The 19,792-nt window shown below is 44.9% G+C and carries 15 protein-coding genes, 1 tRNA gene and 1 pseudogene; 9 read left to right on the forward strand and 8 right to left on the reverse strand.

Annotated elements, in window-relative coordinates; genetic code table 11:
* Nucleotides 1-37: 37 nt before the first annotated feature.
* On the forward strand, nucleotides 38-1,135 hold the full coding sequence (locus ACGF63_RS03595) for an ISAs1 family transposase (RefSeq protein WP_387628853.1): 1,098 nt from the start codon (nucleotides 38-40) through the stop codon (nucleotides 1,133-1,135).
* Here the strand turns inward: ACGF63_RS03595 and ACGF63_RS03600 are convergent.
* The 4 genes from ACGF63_RS03600 to ACGF63_RS03615 all read right to left on the reverse strand — a co-directional run bounded on the left by ACGF63_RS03600 (nucleotide 1,108) and on the right by ACGF63_RS03615 (nucleotide 8,181).
* A complete protein-coding gene (locus tag ACGF63_RS03600) occupies nucleotides 1,108-2,730 on the reverse strand; it encodes a DNA methyltransferase (RefSeq protein ID WP_387628856.1) in 1,623 nt (540 codons plus the stop codon). The genes ACGF63_RS03595 and ACGF63_RS03600 overlap by 28 nt on opposite strands.
* Nucleotides 2,731-2,926: 196 nt before the next feature.
* Nucleotides 2,927-4,864 carry an ATP-binding protein gene (locus ACGF63_RS03605; RefSeq protein ID WP_387628858.1) on the reverse strand — a complete coding sequence of 646 codons (1,938 nt, stop codon included), beginning with the start codon at nucleotides 4,862-4,864 and terminating at the stop codon, nucleotides 2,927-2,929.
* Nucleotides 4,857-6,767, reverse strand: coding sequence for a DUF262 domain-containing protein (locus ACGF63_RS03610; RefSeq protein WP_387629011.1), 1,911 nt, complete (start codon nucleotides 6,765-6,767; stop codon nucleotides 4,857-4,859). The genes ACGF63_RS03605 and ACGF63_RS03610 overlap by 8 nt, the downstream gene beginning before the upstream one ends.
* Nucleotides 6,768-6,921: 154 nt before the next feature.
* Entirely contained in the window at nucleotides 6,922-8,181 is a 1,260-nt protein-coding gene (locus tag ACGF63_RS03615; RefSeq protein ID WP_387628861.1) for a tyrosine-type recombinase/integrase, read from the reverse strand.
* A 1,363-nt stretch (nucleotides 8,182-9,544) separates the two neighbouring features.
* Between ACGF63_RS03615 and ACGF63_RS03620 the strand changes: the two genes are divergently transcribed.
* The 7 genes and pseudogenes from ACGF63_RS03620 to ACGF63_RS03650 all read left to right on the forward strand — a co-directional run bounded on the left by ACGF63_RS03620 (nucleotide 9,545) and on the right by ACGF63_RS03650 (nucleotide 14,138).
* Nucleotides 9,545-9,739, forward strand: a complete 195-nt coding sequence (locus ACGF63_RS03620; RefSeq protein ID WP_132346831.1) for a hypothetical protein — start codon at nucleotides 9,545-9,547, stop codon at nucleotides 9,737-9,739.
* Nucleotides 9,740-9,754: 15 nt separating this feature from the next.
* On the forward strand, nucleotides 9,755-10,633 hold the full coding sequence (locus ACGF63_RS03625; RefSeq protein ID WP_387628865.1) for an integrase domain-containing protein: 879 nt from the start codon (nucleotides 9,755-9,757) through the stop codon (nucleotides 10,631-10,633).
* 3 nt (nucleotides 10,634-10,636) lie between these two features.
* Nucleotides 10,637-10,837 (forward strand): AlpA family transcriptional regulator, encoded by a 201-nt coding sequence (locus ACGF63_RS03630; protein ID WP_012777182.1) that lies wholly within the window; start codon nucleotides 10,637-10,639, stop codon nucleotides 10,835-10,837.
* Nucleotides 10,834-11,457: an ash family protein gene (locus ACGF63_RS03635; protein ID WP_015836056.1), complete on the forward strand. Its 624-nt coding sequence runs from the start codon at nucleotides 10,834-10,836 to the stop codon at nucleotides 11,455-11,457. The genes ACGF63_RS03630 and ACGF63_RS03635 overlap by 4 nt, the downstream gene beginning before the upstream one ends.
* Nucleotides 11,438-12,334 (forward strand): annotated as a pseudogene (locus tag ACGF63_RS03640) (primase-helicase zinc-binding domain-containing protein); the annotation flags it as partial. The gene ACGF63_RS03635 and the pseudogene ACGF63_RS03640, both read left to right, overlap by 20 nt.
* A 51-nt stretch (nucleotides 12,335-12,385) precedes the next feature.
* Nucleotides 12,386-13,468, forward strand: coding sequence for a helicase RepA family protein (locus ACGF63_RS03645; RefSeq protein WP_387629014.1), 1,083 nt, complete (start codon nucleotides 12,386-12,388; stop codon nucleotides 13,466-13,468).
* A gap of 460 nt (nucleotides 13,469-13,928) precedes the next feature.
* Nucleotides 13,929-14,138: a helix-turn-helix domain-containing protein gene (locus ACGF63_RS03650; RefSeq protein WP_387628870.1), complete on the forward strand. Its 210-nt coding sequence runs from the start codon at nucleotides 13,929-13,931 to the stop codon at nucleotides 14,136-14,138.
* A gap of 127 nt (nucleotides 14,139-14,265) precedes the next feature.
* Here the strand turns inward: ACGF63_RS03650 and ACGF63_RS03655 are convergent, their stop codons facing one another.
* Together ACGF63_RS03655 and ACGF63_RS03660 are read right to left on the reverse strand one after the other, a co-directional pair.
* Nucleotides 14,266-15,528: a tyrosine-type recombinase/integrase gene (locus ACGF63_RS03655; RefSeq protein WP_387628872.1), complete on the reverse strand. Its 1,263-nt coding sequence runs from the start codon at nucleotides 15,526-15,528 to the stop codon at nucleotides 14,266-14,268.
* 164 nt (nucleotides 15,529-15,692) lie between these two features.
* Nucleotides 15,693-15,777 (reverse strand) — tRNA-Leu (locus ACGF63_RS03660).
* 498 nt (nucleotides 15,778-16,275) lie between these two features.
* Here ACGF63_RS03660 and ampH point away from each other — a divergent pair.
* Complete coding sequence (ampH, locus tag ACGF63_RS03665; protein WP_387628875.1) at nucleotides 16,276-17,493, forward strand: D-alanyl-D-alanine-carboxypeptidase/endopeptidase AmpH; 1,218 nt, start codon at nucleotides 16,276-16,278, stop codon at nucleotides 17,491-17,493.
* Nucleotides 17,494-17,604: 111 nt separating this feature from the next.
* Here the strand turns inward: ampH and lptG are convergent, their stop codons facing one another.
* Nucleotides 17,605-18,681: an LPS export ABC transporter permease LptG gene (gene lptG, locus ACGF63_RS03670; protein ID WP_132352987.1), complete on the reverse strand. Its 1,077-nt coding sequence runs from the start codon at nucleotides 18,679-18,681 to the stop codon at nucleotides 17,605-17,607.
* Complete coding sequence (gene lptF, locus ACGF63_RS03675; protein WP_036844008.1) at nucleotides 18,681-19,781, reverse strand: LPS export ABC transporter permease LptF; 1,101 nt, start codon at nucleotides 19,779-19,781, stop codon at nucleotides 18,681-18,683. Before lptF ends, lptG begins: the two co-directional genes overlap by 1 nt.
* Between the last annotated feature and the right edge of the window lie 11 nt (nucleotides 19,782-19,792).

The raw sequence follows: 19,792 nt of genomic DNA on the forward strand, positions 1-19,792 counted from the left end.
ATCTAATGAACCTTATTTCTCTTCTAATCGTTTGCATATGACCCTGATTGAACATTTATCCGTTGTGAAAGAAACACGCTCTGATATTAATCGTCAGTACGAGCTGATTGATGTGATTTTCCTTGTCGTCAGTGCCATCATGGCGGGAGCCGAAGGCTGGCAAGACATTGAGACTTACGGCCGGGCAAAAATTAAGTGGCTGCAAACATATCGTCCATTTCTTACTGGGATACCCCGTCGGCATACGATTGCCAGAATACTGCGCGCTATCGAGCTGGATTCCCTGCTGGAAGCCTTACTCAACTGGGTTAATGAGCAGCGTGAATTGGGGAGCAAACCTGTCATCGCTTTTGATGGGAAAGTTCTGCGACGCGCCTATCGTAACGACAAGAAAAACGCCGTCCAACTGGTCACTGCCTATGATACCGAGGCGGGATTGGTGTTAAGCCAGAAAGCGGCTGCGACCAAAAATGGGGAAATCAGTATCGTCCGCCAGATGCTGGATATCCTTAACCTAAAAGGCAGTATCGTGACCCTTGATGCTCTGCATTGCCAGCGTGAAACACTGGAAAAAATCAGCGAAAAGAAAGCGCATGTGGTTGTGCAGGTGAAGAAAAATCAACCTAAGCTGTGGGAAGCCGTTCAGTCTCAATTTCAGGCCGTGTTTGATGCCGGTAAAGAGCAAGTGATGACGGAAATCAAGCAAGAAGCCCATGGCCGACGTGAAGAGCGCTATGTCTTCCAGTTAAAACCGACATTCACACCCGAAATGGCCGAGAGATGGCCAACTATTCGTAGCATTATTGCGGTTGAGCGTCATCGGACACAAAAGGGTAAAGGAACAGTAGATACCTCGTATTATGTGAGTTCGCTTTCCCCCCGACATAAATCTCTGGGGTATTACATTGGTCAGCATTGGCGAATTGAAAATAGCCAGCACTATATTCTTGATGTCGTTTTTAAAGAAGATGATTCACGGATTGTTTTGGAAGGTGCAATTGAGAATCTGGCCTTATTCCGGCGTCTTGTTTTGAATATGGTCAAACAATGTGATTGTGGGGCACCAAGCCAAAGAAATAAGCTTAAAAAAGCCAGCTGGTGTGATGATTACCGTGCAAAAGTTTTCTTTGGCTGAATATCAAACAAAGTAGGCTCGCGCCCTGGTGCCAACTCAGAGTTAGAGTTTTGTATATATCTAGCCCCTTTCAAAAACCAGCAAGAAACATAATCTAGATTCCCAATAGATTTGGACGTTCCAAAGACAAATTGCATATCTGACTTTTGCTGTTCGCTGCGACCAAGTGTTCCAAGAAAAGGAGGATTACCGATAAGATAAACCTCATCATTCACTTCCTTAGGGCAAATTTTATTCCAGTCAAACCGTAAGCTATTACCGCTATAAATATTCCCACTATCGCGTAAAGGCAGAGCTGGAGGAGTAAATCCGAACAATTTTTCCCACTGAGTATTTAGTTGATGCTCAGCTAACCAAAGTGATAAACGTGCTATTTCGCAGGCGAAGTCATCAATTTCAATACCGTAAAACTGTGAAAGATGTAAGCCACTCATCGAAAAACCTTGTGGTTCCAGCTCTTTCAGAGCTTCGATAACTTTCATCTCAAACTTGCGCAGTTCTTTGTAAGATACGATTAGGAAATTACCTGAGCCGCAAGCAGGATCAAATATTTTCATTTCGGACAAACGAACCAGTAAAGACTTTAAACCTTTCGCGCTACGACGTTGTTTATTAAGCTCACTTTCCAAAGGCTCAAGGAACAGCGGTTTTATCACCTTCATTATGTTGCTATACGAAGTATAGTGCTGGCCTAAGCGACTACGTTGCTCTACATCAATCACTGCCTGGAACATACTTCCAAAAATATCAGGATTTATTTCACTCCAGTCCATCGTGCCACATTCAAGCAGCATTTTACGGCCCTTTTTGCCTAGTTCTGGAATAGGCTCGTCAGTGGAAAAAAGCCCACCATTTACATAGGGAAAAGCCGCTAAGTGAGTAGGTATCTTTTGTCGTTGCAGGCTATCTGGCGCTGCGTTAAGAACGATGAATAATTGATACAGAAATGTATCTAGATCACTGCCATCTTCCTCGGTGTAGCTCTTGATGGCAGAGGTGAACTGAGCTGGTTCAAAAATACTTGTATCTTCGGCGAACAGACAGAATAGCAAACGTGTCAGGAAGACATTAAGTGCATGAATATCTTCTGGTTTACTGAGTTCATTGTGAACACGAATGAGATCAAACAGCTTGCCCATCTTCTCTGCAGCTTTAACATCTGCGGGGTTCTCACTACTTATAATTGCCTTTTCTAAACCAGCTAAAGGTAAGAAAAAACCATAGTTGCTATAAAGCTCATCTAGCTCAATATCGAGCCTCTCTTTGCTACATGTATCCCAGGCTAAAAATCTCACAAAATCAGTAACTAATACAAACCGAATCTTATTTTTAGCTATTACTGGATCAGCGATACGTCGCTCAAAAGCCTCATCAAGATCTTCTTTGTCATTAAGGCTTTGAAAATAGAGTTTATTTTTCAAACCAACATGACCAGTTTCCTTGGCGACATTACGGCTACTGCCTTGTCGGACCTGTGTGATCGTTGCTTTAGGGAAGTCAAAGGCTGCCATAAAACCATAAATGAACTCATCCCGGTCTAATTCACGGGTAAGTTGCTCGAGTTGTTCAAATATTTTTGCCTGATTAACGGCCATCAGTAATCCTTTAGGGTATGTCAGCTTTTTAGTAACAGTTGTAATGGGTTAAAAAAATCCAGAAGGTCTAAAACTTAAAGGTGCTCAACCTTGTAAGGCAGCATATTAACCTCAGCGACGCCAACCCTCAGCGATGAACAAGCTTCATAGTGCGGATATAATCTGTCCGCTGAGGTGAAGTAAATTCTTTTCATGCTTATTTAAATTTCAAGCCTGACTGAACGGGTTGACATAACACTCGATTGATAAGGTCATCTGTAGATGTGCTTTCGTACCTGTTTGCTAAAACATGGCGTAGTTTCATCAATCGTGCATTAGCTGTTCCAACCAAAGAACCAAAAGTCGTAGCGCGAACTCTCCCATACGGATTGCGTTCTCCATCACCAACAACTTTCTCACGGGCAACACCAGCCGCTACCTTTTGCCCAACGACCCAAGCGTTAATAAATGGTGTTCCTGTTATCAAACCTGATGCTGCAATGTCCTGTACATAGCCATCAGCTTGATTCACCTCTTTTCTTGTGAGCTCAAATCCGCCTTTCTTCAGTTCAATTACCAAAACCTGTTGCATTTGAACAAGAGACACATCTACTGGATCAAATGACTCGATGCCAGTCATTTGCCACGTTGTTTTTTCAGGCAAAACTACAATATCAGGACGATTGCGCTCGTTTATAAATTGAGCATCAGGGCTTTTGAATAGTTCGCGGGCTACAGATTGTAATGTCATATTCGAGCAATATTCCTGCGATTCGAATTCAGGACCGAACAACCAACGAGAACGTAAAATCAATGGATGTAGAGTGTGTAACTCATCCGTATCAGGATCATCAGCCAAACGCTGAATTGTTTCTACCACGCTGAGTCGACTGTCAATTTCATCAAGGACCCGCAACGCGTCCTTGACTGTCCATTCAGCCAGTAACCGATCTAAACCCTCTATATCGTCGTGCTGCAAAGTAGCAAGCTTTTCCAGTAATGCGGCTCCGCTCTTGGTCTTTTCAAGATGAATAAGCGCCTTAACTGCTGTGGCAAGAAATTCTGGGGAGACAGTCGGATGCTCTTGAGCTACCGCTGTAGTGAATTCAGCCACTCCCAAGCGGGCCCCCTGACCCAAGGTTGCTAACTCTGAGCGGTTTTGCATCAGAGCATCCTCTGATGTAATTTCAGTAAATTCCACTGCAAGCCTTTGTGCAACATCACGAATGTGCTCAGCTGTAGCCTGATATAATTCATTTACAGAATCAGTGGGACAAAAAGCGGTCCAGTCTTGTTCAACATCAGATTCGAAACCTTCTGTATCAACGATAACCTTGTAACGCCGGGCAAAGCGAGTACGTCCGTCGAAATTGGCTATCTGTCCAACTGCCCATGACGGGGTCCCAACTAATCTGTGCTGTACCCAAAATGCAATTCCTTGGTGCAAAGAAGAATGATTCAGACGAGTTGAGTCGATGACAATCACTTTGGCATGACGTCCTGCACTGAAGTACAGGGTTTCTTCACTTATTCGCCCATTAATCTCAGTAAATGGGCGCAACTTGCCATTAACACGCACCTCGAACTCAGGATCGTGGATGAAGCGGGCGGATAATACTGTGAGTATTTCATCGGCATCAGGCAGTTTGCGTGTTACCTGTACCTGCAACCGTGTACCACTGCCTATGTGTTTCTCTTCAGTCTCACTTCGGCACACGAAAGGGCTTGAACCAGCCCCGGTGCCAACAATGAAGGTTGCCAAAATACCATCGCGCCAGGTTTTCACTTCGTATTCGTCAGCAAAACAAAGTAAGCCATGGCGGCCAATACCATTGCGACCGTAAGCCTTTCGCGGGCGGGCCATTCGTCCGATAGGGAACTCTACATTGAAACCTTGATACTTCTCGCGGGTGTAGCGCAAAGTCATCCAGCGCTTTTTAAATTGCTCCGGGGTCATACCATGACCATCGTCTGTCACTGTCAACATTCCACCTATTTCGGTAGGTAAAACCAAGTCTACTCGAGACGCTCCAGCATCCCAGGCGTTGGCAACTAACTCTGTTAAAGCAACTTGTGGAACATGTGCTACCTGCCCAAGTTCCCGTAGCAGGTAATCGTCCTCAAAAAGTGAGTTCTGTAAGGGTTGCTCAGACATGGGCGGCTTCACATAAACGATTCGGTGACCAAATTAATTCTACTAATCCCGCAATCAGTTTCCGGCGTACCTGTTGTTCCGCTTTATCGAATACCTCAGCGAATTTGAAAGGCAGCTCATATTGGGTAGCAAACTGCTGAAACTGTGGCTGATGTTCGTAAACACAGGAGTCCAAACTTGCGGCAAAGAAGTTCTGTTTGGCGTAGTGCACCCGCTTCAGGGGAAACGGTTTGTCCTGAAGGCTCCGGTTAACATCTGCTGGTAAGAGTAAAAGTGACGCAACATGATTGCGCCAATCCTGAAATTCCTGCTCAGTGCTGAACTGCTCCTTCACAATTTCGTAATCATCTGCCCAGATATGTTCGATGTCGAATGGGTTCTTGAGAGTACGGTTCACCAATCGATCAAATGTTTCAGTCCGCCCTGCACCGATCTCTGTTGCTTCTGTCAGTCGTGCTAGCAAATGGTAGATATAACGTCGACTGAATTGATTGAGCCCTAAACCATCAATACCCGTTCGTCCTTTTACTGCGTAGCCGGAGAAAGTAACCTCATCATCTGCCAGCTTCTTCTGGAGGATAACTACCAACTCCGACAGCGGTTTACGCCTGATCTCCCGGCACAATAACCACATAGCGTAAGACACACTAGAGTATCCAACCCGGACATAATTCACTACTCGACGCATCAACCAGATGTCCAAATAGGTAGCTGTGACCGCCAGTTTGCGATCGACGGTTTCATCGTCGTCAGTTTCAATCAACGGTGCAAGAAGCACTGTATTCTGCCAAGTAAAATCATTGTGAGCGTTGTAGTAAACCGCTCGTAGCTTCGGTGTATAATGCTTGCTGCTGTTCAGGATACGCCGGTACGCTTTGGCAAAAAATGGAAAGCTTACAGCCATCATGTTCTGATTTTCCTGAGCTTTACCCAACCCCAGACGAGTGTTATTTTCTCGCACCCAGCGGTGAAAGACTGAACCGATCAACTCCCAATCTTTATCGACCGATCCCGCCTTACGTTCACGGATACTTTCTGCATACTGTGCCCGTAACCACGCCTTAATACAGTTGGCATCTCGCTCCGGTTCGTGCTCCCCTCCCCAAGAGATCAATTCTAGGACTTGCTGTTTCCAGATTTGATTGGCCTGTAGTCGCGCATCCTGTTCCTCAATTGGCGCCAATAAATATGCCTTCAACATATCTACCGGACTAAGGGGCTTACCCCGATCATTCATCGTTTCAAAAATGGCGTAAGCATAACTGTCGTTGTCAGTGGCAATCTCTATCAAACCTACCCGTGTCAACAACCAGTAGATGAAATGCGGCAATACATTTCCTATCTCAGCCATCAGGTCGTTTGCCTCAATATCGTTATAACGGGCGAACATGGTTTGGATGGATTCATCTTTTCCATCCGGATTGAATGCTTCCCCCTTAAATAATGCATTGATAACAGGGAGCCGCTCAGAGATGTCGAGGTTAAACTTGGGATTACCAAGGTTGTCGCTGAAAATAAGAGGGGCTAAGGTTTGGGCTACCGGTAGCCTCTGTTCCTCGGCTGATCGGTACAAGCAAATCAGCAACAATGTCAAAGAGGTGACACGCTGCTGACCATCGATCAAGTAGTTTTTGTTATTGCGTTTGCTGACAATGATAGAACCAAGAAAATACTCTCCATAGTCACTAATAGCACTGGTTTCATCACCCTGCTTGTAATAGTTGAAGAATTTCCCCTGAAGATCAGACAGCAGCTCGTCAATGTTCTCCTTCTCCCACTTGTACTCACGCTGATACTCATCGATAGAAAAGGATTGGCTTTGCAGCAACTGTTGTACGTTACGGTAGTGGGGGGTGATTGTGCTCATATCAGACGAAACCATACTAATGATTAATAGCTGTATTATGCCTTGCTTGCAGAGCAGTGTCTTTGACCCTTGTTCAAAATCAGAGCGTTGCAAAATCTATAGTGGCACAGCTGAATCAAGAGCCTACAAATGCCAAAATTAGCAAAAAATAAGGCATGCCAGGGGCGCGCCTTATAAAAATCCATTTTTATCAGCCTATATTCAACTTAGCAAAATCAAACGGACTAACCCCCTTCTCCCGGTTCGCATCCAGATAATCCGCCCACCATTGCAGCATCAATCTGCGCTCCCCTAAATGCTCGGCCTTGTGAATATAAGCCGCACGTACAGAATTACGTTCCTGGTGACTCATCTGCCTTTCTACAGCATCCTTCGACCACAATCCCGACTCAATCAACGAACTGCACGCCATGGTTCTGAAACCATGACCACAAACTTCAACTTTCGTATCGTATCCCATCACCCGCAGTGCCTTATTTACCGTGTTCTCACTCATCGGCTTACGTGGATTATGATCGCCAACGAAAATCAGCTCACGATTCCCACTCATGTTTTTGATCTGTTCCAGAATGGTCAGAGCCTGGCGGGATAAAGGAACAAGATGAGGAGTCCGCATTTTCGATCCTCGATGTGAATGCTTTACACCTTCCAGTGGCTCACGCTCTCCCGGAATCGTCCACATCGCAGTTTCAAAATCTACTTCTGACCAGCGTGCAAAACATAGTTCACTTGAACGTATGAAAACCAACAACGTCAGTTCCACAGCCAATCGAGTTAGTGGTCTGCTGGTGTAGGTATCAATTCGATGAAGTAACTCAGGAATACGATTAAGTTCTAGTGCAGCGCGATGCTGCCTTTTTACAGTGGCAACTGCGCCAGCGATCTCTTGTGCTGGGTTGTAATCGATTAAACCGCTCTGTACCGCAAACCGCATTATTGCCGTTGTTCGCTGTTGTAGGCGTGCCGCCACCTCAAGACGCCCAGACATCTCCACGGCTTTAATGGGGGTAAGTAAATCTCTGGTTTTTAGCTCAGCGATATTTCTCGAACCAATCGCACTAAAGAGATTATCTTCCAGACTCTTTAATACTCGAGCACTATGCGATTCAGACCACTTCTGATTGCTGGCGTGCCAGTCTCTGGCGACCACTTCAAAAGTTATAGCTTCCTGTTGTTGCTCAACTTTAACGGCTTTCTTGTTTTCACTGGGATCGATGCCGTTAGCTAACTGTTTCCGTGCTTCGTCTCGCCGTGCTCTGGCATCCGCGAGCGACACTTCAGGATATTTACCCAGTGCCAGCATCTTTTCTTTACCACCGAAGCGATAGCGAAGCCGCCAATATTTTGAACCGTTAGGGTGAACCAGCAACACCATGCCGTCGCCATCTGTAAGCTTATAAGCTTTTGCTTCAGGCTTGGCCGTACGAACCTTCACATCACTCAGAGCCATGTTGAGTATCCTTTCAAGGGTTCTGTGTGGGTATAAACATTATCGAACCGGGATATACCCGCAAATGTACCCACATCAGTAAGTTGATGTAGATTGAATCAGGTTGACTTAGGTTGAGTGAAAAAGCGAGGAAAGCCTTGCGGATACTGGATTTCAGACATAAAAAAAGACCTCAGTTGAGGTCCATTTACATACTGTTGGTGCGAAGGCCGGACTCGAATAATAAGTTAATACATTGTTTTTAAATTAGTTTATTAAAAAATATTATTATGATGCCCCTTTTTATGCCCCCAAGACCAGAATTATTTACTACTATTTCATGTAACCGATTAAATTTAAATAGAAAATTAATACAACAGGTATGGCGTAATTTTAAGTTACAGTCTATTTCGTTACGTGATTTTATTTCATTTGAGATACAAGATAACTCCGTGGTCTTTTCAACTCTCTTAGTGGACTTGTTAAATTTTTTAACAAGTCCACTAAGAGAAGACAAGCGTAGCGCGTCAGCTAGAAAACGCCCATGTCACAGTCATCAATAAGCTGATTTCGTCAGCGTATCTAATCAACCGTTTAACTAACTGATTAAACTATCTGTTCCCTATTGCTACGTGTTACATCCTGCGTTAACCTTGCTACACTTAATTGCTGTCATCGACAGCCGCCAATGTTTCCGAGGGATCTGTGAGGAAACGCTTTCGAGTGATCCGCTATTGCTGCCATTGACAGCACTCAATGCTTCTAAAAGGTCTGTGAAGAAGCGCTTTCGAGCGACCATACCCTAAAATTCTCCCTGATCTGAAAAGAGAAGGCCGTCAGATACCATGAGGCTGATAACCCCACTTATCCTTTGAGAGCGGGGATCGCGAAATGAAAGCGATGAAGGTGCATTTATACATTTGACTCACTCACGGGTTGTTTATCCCGGAGGAAAAGAGTTCTTCTTATACCCAGGAGTCAGACAGGACAGCTTTACTTGCCTTTCGCTCCAATGAGATTAAGTTACACGTTTAACCTCATTCACTTCACGTAAGTTAAAGCATCCGTGGTTTGCTTGGCTCACACTTTAACTACTGCTGCCTGAGTTATCAGGCGGTCAGGTAGGTTATTTCTCAATATCAGCATATTGCGACAGTTTTACACTGCTACGGGCAGCACTTTGCTATGCCAGCAGGCATCAGCAAACGCCTATCCTGCTTCTGTTTACTCACTCCGATGTTCAGGAGTCACTTTTCGCCGGTTTACCGCTGAAAGTGACGCCGCAGCATAAAGGCAACATTCGTATTACAGGTGTATGCCCGTTCAACAAATCAGTGCTTCTGTCACTGCTAATTAAGATTAAAAAAACATTAAAAAGGAAGGCTTGACGATATCGAGGCTGGCTTTTGCCAGAGGGGATAACCTGTTCACACAGGCGGTAGTACAGCGTACTGAAACCGATGCCCCGCAATACCTCAACAGCGTTCACTCTGGCGCACAGGTATCGTTCAAGGGCAAAACAGATAACCTCTGTTTTGTCAGAATTGTCGCGCGCCAGAGATTTAATGTTATCAGGTGAAAAATAAGGGGTGATATGAGTCGATTAGTCAGGGAAATGCAAACTTTTGCCCGACAGGCCGGAGGCAGTCATAAAACCTGCCATGACCGTATTAGGATAGCGGGACGATTAGGCGAGTTTTTACTGAGGCTGAATATCCAGGTGAAAAGCCTCAGCCATTTAAAGACCAAACACATTGAAAGTTATATCCATGCCCGTCTGTCTCAAGGGATAGCCAAACGTACCCTGCAAAATGAAATGTCGGCGCTTCGCCATATCTTTCTTCTAGCGGGTCAGACCAAGTTAAGCACCTCTCCCCGGCTGAGTAATCAGGCATTGGGATTGAGTGGTGCCAGCCGAGCAGGGACAAAACAAGCTATTCCTGATGTGCTTTTTCAGGCGGTTTATCAGAAAGCAACAAAATACGATGCCGGACTGGCTGTCACTCTCCAGCTTACTCGTTTGATGAGGCTGCGTTCTCAGGAAGCCGTTCAGTGTAGTGTTTCGCTGAAAAGCTGGCAAAAACAGCTTAACCAGCCTGAACCTAAACTTCATATAATTTTCGGTACAAAAGGTGGTCGCCCAAGGCAAACCCATGTACTGAATGTGGAAGCCGTGAAAAAAGCCGTTGAGAAAGCCATTGAAATTGCAGAACAACGCGGCGGCAGACTGATTGATAAACCCAACCTCAAACAAGCTATGAACTACTGGCGTGCTCATACGACACAATTGGGATTAACAGGCTGTTATGCCCCGCACAGTTTGCGCTACGCATGGGCACAGGATGCATTGAAGTTTTACCAAGAAAGCGGTTTTACTCGTCAGGAAGCCAGAGCCTTAGTCTCAATGGATTTAGGTCACGGTGATGGTCGCGGGCGTTATGTTGAACGAGTTTATAGTCAAAAGGAAGATTGAAAAATGGCAGAGACAACCTTAATACGTCTGGCGGATGTCATGAAAAAAGTCGGTTTAAAGAAATCATGGATTTACCATTTGATGCAGCAAGGCGAGTTTCCTAAATCTGTCAGTCTGGGAGCACGCTCAGTTGCATGGGTAGAAAAAGAAATTGATGAATGGATTATCAATAAAATCAACAATCGTAAGGAAACACAGGGATGAGTCTGAATGAGGCTTTTAACCTTAATTATAAGTTGATAATCAGTAAATTACTGAGGTATAGTTCACGCGCTGCGGCAAAATCCGCAGCCGGAGTTAGCGTTCCGATTAACATGATGGCAGCATTAAACGCCTGTTTTAGGCTATTCAATGCTGGTGCCTTTGTACACCTGTTGTCTATGGTGGCTCAGGCAGGGGCTTCGAAAGAAGCGCCGGTTTCCATTGTGTCCGGTAACGCTAACCCTGTCTGGGCTGCCACCCTTGAGGTTAGCGTCTCTGGTGGTAGCGATAGTTCGCACACAATGGAGGCTGCCTTATGGCTATACCCCCTCTTAACCTCTACCTACCACCCCAAAACTGGCTGTTTTATCTACAATGTCAACTATTCTCCCGTTCTAAGACTTTTTCTCTGGCAGGGGTGTTTTATGCATGATTACCGCCCTGAAAACTCAGAAGAAGTACTCGACCACTGCCGGGCACTTATCAATAGTATTATTGAGCAAAATAATCTCGCCTTTAAGGAAATCCTAGCTTTCATTTTATGGGAACGCATTGAACTGCTCAGTAAAATGCTGGTTGGAGAAACCACTGAGGAGGAAAGTCATGCCCTCCTTCGTTTCTGATATTGTCCGGCAATCCCGCCATCGCTGGCCCGCGATCCTGTCTCAGGCGGGCATTGTTGTACCTGCCAATCACCGTCATGGGCCTTGCCCCATGTGCGGTGGGAAAGACCGGTTCCGATTTGATGATAAAAACGGTAATGGTACATGGATTTGTAATCGGGCTGAATGCGGTCATGGAGATGGACTGAATTTATTGGCAAAATTTAAAGGCTGTCAGTTGATTGAAGCGGCAAGGTGGATATCTGAGTTGTCAGAACTCCCGTCAACAGCGCCTGCCAGAAAAAAAGCCTCTACTATTCAGGTGCCAATTGCTGAACGGGTCAGTTCATTATTAAATCAGTGTATTAAGGGCACAAGCCCTTATTTGCTCCGCAAGAATTTAGCTGAACCTGTTTTTCTTTTCCCGCCTGCTTACTGTCAAAAAACAGGCAATGTGATGTTTCCAGAAAATACTCTGGTGTTGCCACTGGTTAATATGTCAGGAGAATATTGCGGCGCTCAATTGATCCACCCCGATGGCAACAAACGATTATTACCCGGCAGTCAGTTAAAAGGGGCTTTTGCTGTTGTCCGCGAGCCTGATTCTCATGATGACATTATCATTACAGAAGGTTATGCCACTGGCTTATCACTGGCCGTCATTAACCGTAACAGTACAATCTATGCCGCCATTTCCGCTAATAATCTGCTCAATGCAGCAAAAGCCCTGAAGGTAAAACATCCACAAGGTATTTTTATTATCGCAGGGGATAATGATATTGATGCAGACGAAGAGAATACAGGAAAAATTAAGGCGGAACAGGCCGCTAATGCAATACAGGGAAAGGTTGCCCTGCCACCAACAGACTATCAAGCTGACTGGGATGATTACCGCAGGCAATACGGTGATGAAGCCACCCGAACAGCCTTTTATCATCAGACAGATAAAATCATCAGTCCCCTTCCTGTAACCCATCTTCCGACGACCTACAGCACATCATTACCTTTGCGCAGAGGTTCTGAGGGCTTTGATACTCATCAGGATTATCTGATTAAAGGCCATTTGCCCAGTAACTCCTTAGCCAGTATTTACGGCCCCAGTGGTTCTTATAAATCTTTTTTGGCGGTATCATGGGCATGTCATATTGCCACGGGTAAAGCCTGGGCAGGTAAACGAGTCAATCGGGGAGCGGTGGTTTATGTGGTAGGTGAAGGTGGTCTGGGCGTTCCTCGTCGTATCCGAGCATGGGAAAGCAGCCTGAATGATAACAGCCCGATAGACGCCCTTTACCGTATAGACTGCCCGGTGTTTCCTGCTAACCCGGAAAGCGCTGAACAGGTGATTTGTGCAGCCAAAGATGTCGAACAGGAAACCGGATTACCTGTTCGTCTGATTGTACTTGACACCCTCGCCCGTTGTTTTGGCGGCTCAGACGAAAACACCGCTAAAGATATGGGCGCGTTTATTCAGGGTTGCGACTATATCAAAGCCAAAACAAAAGCCACCGTACTTGTTGTGCACCATTCCGGCAAAGACCAGGATAAAGGCGCAAGAGGCTCCAGCGCCTTTCGGGCAGCACTGGATGCGGAGTTTAATATCCGCCGTGAAAATGATAAAGAAGCGCTGATATTAAGCTGTACTAAAATGAAAGATGCTGATGAACCGCCACAAGTCGCTTATGACCTGCATCCGGTCAGCATTTGTATTGACGAAGATGGCGAAGAGATTACCTCTCTGGTGTTGTCAGATCAGCCCAGACAACCACGGGATGCCGCAGCCGGTGATATCGCACTGGCCCATGTCCGGCGTCTGTCAGGTAATCATCTAGCCCTATGGGAATCTGTTCGTAACCGAACAGCCCAAAGCGATTCCTGCACAAAATCACAGGTGCGGGATGACTTACGAGCAAAAGGCATCGATGTATCAAAGAAATTCAGCCGTTGGCTGGACAAACTGGAAAATGATGGCTTATTGACCGTATTGGGTGAAGATATCCGCATTAATCAACGCCATTCCAATACGGGGGAATAAATGGTAAATGTGGGGGATATTGTCAGAAATCCGGCAATACTCCCCACTTGCCACTTATTAAGTACACCTAAAAGGGGGAAGCACGTGAAACCCTTATTCTGTCTGACCTTAAGCGATTTTAATAATATCAATGTGGGGGCAATAAAAATCCATATATCGTGGGGGATAAAACGGGGGAAACATGGGTATATTTCTTCTATGAATACATCGTTATTTAACCCGTTCATAATATAATATCTAAAACAATCCTATTCAGTGACATTCAATAGAATATTTACATTGTTCTGTAATTATAAAAACGCCTTTTTTTATTTAAAGGGAATGAAATGGGTAATGAATGGGGGAGTTCCATTTAAACGGGGGAATAGTAAAATAATAGTATTTTTTAACTTTAACTATTTACAGATAGAGTCCATGAAAGGATAATTATTTTATGTCACCACTCAGGGGAATATAAAATATGATTCAACAAGATTGGCATCCAGCCGATATTATTGCCGGACTAAAAAAGAAAGGAATAACATTAGCTGCTTTATCAAGGAGCGCTGGATTAGCTTCATCTACACTAGCCAATGCATTGACACGTCGCTGGCCTAAAGGAGAAAGAATTATTTCTGATGCGTTAGAAATTTCGCCAGAAATTATCTGGCCTTCCCGTTATAAAAGGTAACAATATTAAAGTATCCATGTCAGAGAGATTTTATAACTCTTAAAAAAACATCACTAACTCAAGACATCTATTGCCCACTATTCAAAGTGGGCTTTTTTACACAGTGAATTAATATGTTTCTATATGACTATTTACTATTTTTATTTGAGAAAACGTAAGGAGCAATAAATTCTTTTTTACATTGATCCAAATAATCCGCCCACCACTGGATCATTAATCGCCGCTCCTCCAAATGTTCAGATGTATGGATATAAGCAGCTCGGACACCATTACGCTCTGTGTGGCTCATTTGTCTTTCAACTGCATCTTTTGACCATAGTCCTGATTCAACTAAAGCGCTACAAGCCATCGCTCTGAAACCATGCCCACATACTTCCGTTTTTGTATCATATCCCATTACTCGTAACGCATTATTTACCGTATTTTCACTCATGACTTTATTAGGATCATGGTCGCCGGGAAAAAGCAGCTCATTGTCCCCACTAAGCTCTTTAAGTTGCTGTAAAACATCTATTGCTTGATTACTGAGCGGTACAATATGGGCTGATTTCATTTTCATACCACGGTAAGAATAACGAACCCCTTCGATTGGGTTTCGTTGGCCGGGGATCTGCCACACAGAGATATCAAAGTCAATTTCATCCCATCGTGCAAAACGTAACTCACTAGAACGCACAAAAGTGAGTAAAGTCAGTACTACCGCTAAACGTGTAATTTTCCTGCCACGGTAACGATTTATACGTTCCAATAATTCAGGAAAGCAATTAGATGGCAATGCAGGATAATGTTTAGTTTTAGGCATGGTCAGCGCCCCGGCCATATCTATAGCCGGATTACTGTCGATAATGTCATTTTGTACAGCATAGCGCATGATAGCTGTTACCCGCTGCTGGAGCCGTTGAGCCACATCATGCTTTCCTGCATCATCAACCACTCGGATAGGAACTAATAGATGACTAGTCTTTAACTGACGAATATCAACTTTACCAATATGAGGAAAGATGTATTGTTCAAGGCTGCGCAGTACACGCGCCCGGTTATAGTCACCCCACCGCTTATTACTGGCGTGCCATTTCCTAGCAATAGTTTCAAAATTAAATTCGCCAGATACCTCAGCTTGTGCCTCTTTCTGTGTTGCTTTGGGATCTACACCACTGGCTATAAGTTTTTTAGCCTCATCACGTTTAGCTCTGGCATCAGCAAGAGAAATTACCGGGTAAACACCAAATGCTAACCTGTCTTCTTTTTTATCTGTTGGTCGGCGGTATTTCATACGCCAGTATTTTGAACCTCGCGGAGTAATTTCCAGATACAACCCTCCACCATCAGCGAGTTTATAAGCTTTATCTTTTGGCTTTGCTGTCTCTATTTGCCTAGCATTGAGTTTCATTTTGGGGGCACATTCTTAATCGAATCGGAAGATGCCCCTAATTATGCCCCCACAGATATGTGGATTGCAACGGACGATAATAGACCTTGATAGACTATTTTGTTTGATTTATAAGGAGTTTTCTTAGATAACTGGACTTTAATGAACTGCTATGAACATAGCAATGGTGCCGAAGGCCGGACTCGAACCGGCACACCCGAAGGCGGTTGATTTTGAATCAACTGCGTCTACCGATTTCGCCACTTCGGCACTGAAGTAGTATGCGGAGAACGGGGCTATTATACCTGTCAGTGATCTGTTAGCAATAGTTATCCTACTGATTTAGTTTAACCGCCGAAAAAAAGATCATTTCCATCCGTTCAATACAAATTCACGCTCAATTCTTAAACATAAAAACCCCAAGCGAGTATAAAGCATACTCAGCAATATCTTTTCAACCGGAAATTAATCTTCCTGCTCAGAACCAGCTCACAACCGAAAAAAAACCTAAAACAGTTTTATATCACTATAGTTGGCTGAAACACCTGACGCCGATAGACAACTTATAATCACCTTATATAATCTGGATGATAATTCACTATGAGGTAAATGGTTATGACGATTATTAGCTGGATTGGTGCCGGTATCTTTTTGGGCATTGTCATTGGCGCGTTGATGATGCTGTTTAAAAAGAATAAGTAACCGTATTTTGATATCTCTATCCTGTCCGTAAGTTCACTGGAAGTATGCCTGATTGGTTAATTCAAAATGAATAAACAGTTTTTTAAGATCTTCCCTGTTTCTGCCATGGTGTTGGCTCTCGCAGCCTGTTCTTCTTCCGATAAAACCTATTCGCCAAAGTTTCTGCAACCAAAGAAGCAACCATTGAAATGGGAGGTGTTTGAAGGAAACGCGAGAACTAAAAAGTTAGCTTCGCAATTGGTTGATCAGTACGCTCAGGATATTTTCAATGGCAGCAATGCCCAAGGCATGGCGATGGTGGTGATTGATAATAATCAGGTAGTTTACCGCAGTTTCGGTGAAACCCGTCCGGGAAACGGCATCCGTCCTAAGCCTGATGCCGTTATCCGCATCGCCTCGCTGACTAAGCTGATGACCAGTGAGATTATGATCAAGCTGGAAGAGGATAAGATTCTGCGTTCCACCGATCCATTGCAGGATTACAGCTATTATGGCGTGAAAGTGCCTCAATACAGCCCTCTTCAGCCTATCCGGTTGTTCCACCTGGCAAGCCATACCAGTGGTTTACCTCGTGAACAACCAGGGGGTCAATGGGCGCGCCCTGTTTTTGTCTGGCCTACACAAGCCAATCGCTGGACTTGGTTGAAAACAGCTCAATTAGATGTATCTCCAAGCACAACTGTATCCTATTCCAATCTGGCTTATGATTTATTAGCGGATGCGCTCTCTAAGGCCGCAGGTAAGCCATATACCCGCTTGTTGCACGATAAGATCACCGGCCCTTATTACATGAAAGACACCACACTGACACCAAGCCGCTCTCAGTGCGCCCGTCTGATGGAAAGTGATAAATCCAGCCCATGCCTTAACACTGTTGCAGCAGCGGGTAGTGGTGGAATTTATTCAACGCCAAGAGATATGCAACGCTGGATGCAGCAGTTTTTGTCATCAGACAGTCAGTTACGTAAGCAGACCGCCAGCCGCGAGCAGGGAGTTTATTTTAAGCGTTCCGATCTGGCTTCAATTAAAGGGATGGATGTTGCCGGTCAGGCAGATGGCGTCGGCCTTGGCTGGGTTTACATGAACGCCCGTGGTGATGTACCGGGCATTTATCAGAAAACCGGTGGTGGCGGTGGGTTCAATACGTATATGGCAATGATCCCCGAGCAGAATATCGGCGTATTTGTGGTGATTACCCGGAAGCAACGCAGTAAGTTCAGCAGTGTAACGACCGGGGTTAATCAACTGGTAACCGCGTTGTCAAGGAATCACAAACAAGTTTGAATCTGAGTTTTATAAATCGAGATACCTGGGATGGAGTTTCCCGCTTAGTTCTCCATCCCTGCTGCTCCTCTAATATCTGGTTCCCATCACCCACACCACAATTTCTAAAAGTTACTGTCTCTTAAGCAGTAAATAAACACTCACAGTAAGGAACAGAAAACTTGGTAGCAGCGCTGCCAAAACTGCCGGCATACTGTAAACCAGACTCAGAGGGCCAAAGATCTCGTTGAGGACATAAAATAAGAAGCCAAAACTAATCCCTGTTAATATCTTAATACCCATCGGTACGGTACGCAGCGGCCCGAAGATGAAAGAGAGCGCCATCAACATCATTACCGCAACTGAAAGTGGGGCAAATATCTTTTTCCACATATTCAGTTGATAACGCCCTGATTCCTGCTCACTCTGTTTGAGGTACTTGATGTACTGATACAAACCACTGATGGAAAGCGCTTCAGGGTCGAGCGCAACAACACCCAATTTTTGTGGTGTCAGCAGAGTTTTCCAGTCACCAGAGATACTCTGTGATCCCGTGATTTTTTTGTTGTCTGTCAGGTCAGATTCTTCCACCTGAGAAAGCTTCCACAAGTCACTATCTTCATCATAAACAGCACTGGCTGCATATCTTACAGAGAGTAGTTTTTTATCATCATCAAAATGATAGATATTGACACCTTTAATCTCTGTATCACTCGTTAACTGCTGGATGTAGATAAAATCGGCACCGTCTTTCGCCCACATACCTCTGGTTGTTGAAACCAAAGATCCACCAAATATCTTCTGAGCCCGGTAGTTACGTGCCATCTGTTCACCTTGTGGCGCAACCCATTCACCAATAACCATGGTCAGGATCACCAGCGGAATTGCCGTTTTCATGACTGAGCCAGCAACCTGCATACGGGTAAAACCAGAAGCCTGCATAACCACCAGCTCGCTGCGGGTTGCCAGCGTGCCAAGCCCCAATAAGGCCCCAAGTAAAGCGGCCATCGGGAAGAATATCTGAATATCTTTCGGCACACTTAGCAAAGCATAAAGACCAGCGGAAAGAGTGGTGTATTCCCCCCGCCCCACTCTTCTCAATTCGTCAACAAACTTAATAATGCCGGAGAGTGATACCAGCATAAAGAGTGTCATCAGAATAGTTTGTAGAATAGTTCGCCCAATATAACGATCCAATACACCAAACATCAGGCTACTCCTCTACCTTTGAAACGGGCCCGAATTCTGCGCATCGGTACGGTATCCCAGATATTGAGAATCAGCGCCAGCATCAGATAAGCCCCGTTAACCGCCCACATCCAGATCATCGGATCCAATTTGCCCTTGCTACCGTTAGAACGCAGGGAACTTTGCAGTAAGAAGAAGATTAGGTAAAGCAGCATCGCAGGCAACATACTGAGTACCCGGCCCTGACGTGGGTTCACCGCACTTAATGGTACAACCATCATGGTCATAATCAATACCGAGAGCACCAGGGTCAAGCGCCAATGGAACTCAGCGCGGGAATCTTTATCATCATTTTGCCATAATTGAGTCATGGACTTTTGTTCAATTTTATCACCATCTACAGTCGAAGCCTGATGCCCAATAACCGCTTGATAATCATTGAATTCGGTAATTCTGAAATCCCGCAGCATTGCAGTACCTTCGTAACGGGTACCGTGGTTAAGGACAACCATCTGTTTACCATCAGGCCGCTCCACCATATGACCGCCATCCGAGATCACAACTGAAGGGCGCTGGTTATCAGCCGGACGAAGCTGGGCAAGAAATACGTTTTCGAATTTGTCGCCGTGCACGTTGCCAATATAGAGCACCAAGTTACCGTCATTGGAAGGTTTGAATCTTCCTTCCATTATCGCCGCCAAGCTTGGGTTAGCCCTGGCGTCAGCCAGCACATGCTCCTGATATATTGAGGACCACGGCATTGCCCAAATGACATTCACCGCCGCCAGCGCGGAAGTCAACAATGCCAGAATAAGTGCTGAAACCACTAACACGCGTTTGCCCAAGCCACACGCATGCATAACAGTAATTTCACTTTCAGTATAGAGTTTGCTGAAAGTCATCAACACCCCGAGAAAAAGACTCAGGGGTAAAATAAGCTGCGCCATTTCAGGCACACCCAGTCCTAACAAGGATAAAACCAAATTTGCCGGGACTTTTCCTTCCACTGCTGCACCCAGAATTTCTACTAATTTTTGACAGAAAAAAATCAGTAAAAGGATAAAGAGTATCGCAACTTGGCTTTTCAGGGTTTCCCGTACCAGATATCTAATGATGATCACGCTTATTACGC

It is taken from the genome of Photorhabdus sp. RM322S (assembly GCF_042879395.1).
GTDB classification, from domain to species: domain Bacteria; phylum Pseudomonadota; class Gammaproteobacteria; order Enterobacterales; family Enterobacteriaceae; genus Photorhabdus; species Photorhabdus khanii.

Excerpts from the sequence above, each read along its gene's own strand:
- ACGF63_RS03625 (WP_387628865.1), top strand. The coding sequence starts at position 9,755 with ATGAGTCGATTAGTCAGGGAAATGCAAACTTTTGCCCGACAGGCCGGA.
- ACGF63_RS03600 (WP_387628856.1), bottom strand. The coding sequence starts at position 2,730 with ATGGCCGTTAATCAGGCAAAAATATTTGAACAACTCGAGCAACTTACC.
- ACGF63_RS03630 (WP_012777182.1), top strand. The coding sequence starts at position 10,637 with ATGGCAGAGACAACCTTAATACGTCTGGCGGATGTCATGAAAAAAGTC.
- ACGF63_RS03615 (WP_387628861.1), bottom strand. The coding sequence starts at position 8,181 with ATGGCTCTGAGTGATGTGAAGGTTCGTACGGCCAAGCCTGAAGCAAAA.
- ACGF63_RS03595 (WP_387628853.1), top strand. The coding sequence starts at position 38 with ATGACCCTGATTGAACATTTATCCGTTGTGAAAGAAACACGCTCTGAT.
- ACGF63_RS03650 (WP_387628870.1), top strand. The coding sequence starts at position 13,929 with ATGATTCAACAAGATTGGCATCCAGCCGATATTATTGCCGGACTAAAA.
- ACGF63_RS03605 (WP_387628858.1), bottom strand. The coding sequence starts at position 4,864 with ATGTCTGAGCAACCCTTACAGAACTCACTTTTTGAGGACGATTACCTG.
- ACGF63_RS03655 (WP_387628872.1), bottom strand. The coding sequence starts at position 15,528 with ATGAAACTCAATGCTAGGCAAATAGAGACAGCAAAGCCAAAAGATAAA.
- ampH (WP_387628875.1), top strand. The coding sequence starts at position 16,276 with ATGAATAAACAGTTTTTTAAGATCTTCCCTGTTTCTGCCATGGTGTTG.
- ACGF63_RS03635 (WP_015836056.1), top strand. The coding sequence starts at position 10,834 with ATGAGTCTGAATGAGGCTTTTAACCTTAATTATAAGTTGATAATCAGT.
- lptG (WP_132352987.1), bottom strand. The coding sequence starts at position 18,681 with ATGTTTGGTGTATTGGATCGTTATATTGGGCGAACTATTCTACAAACT.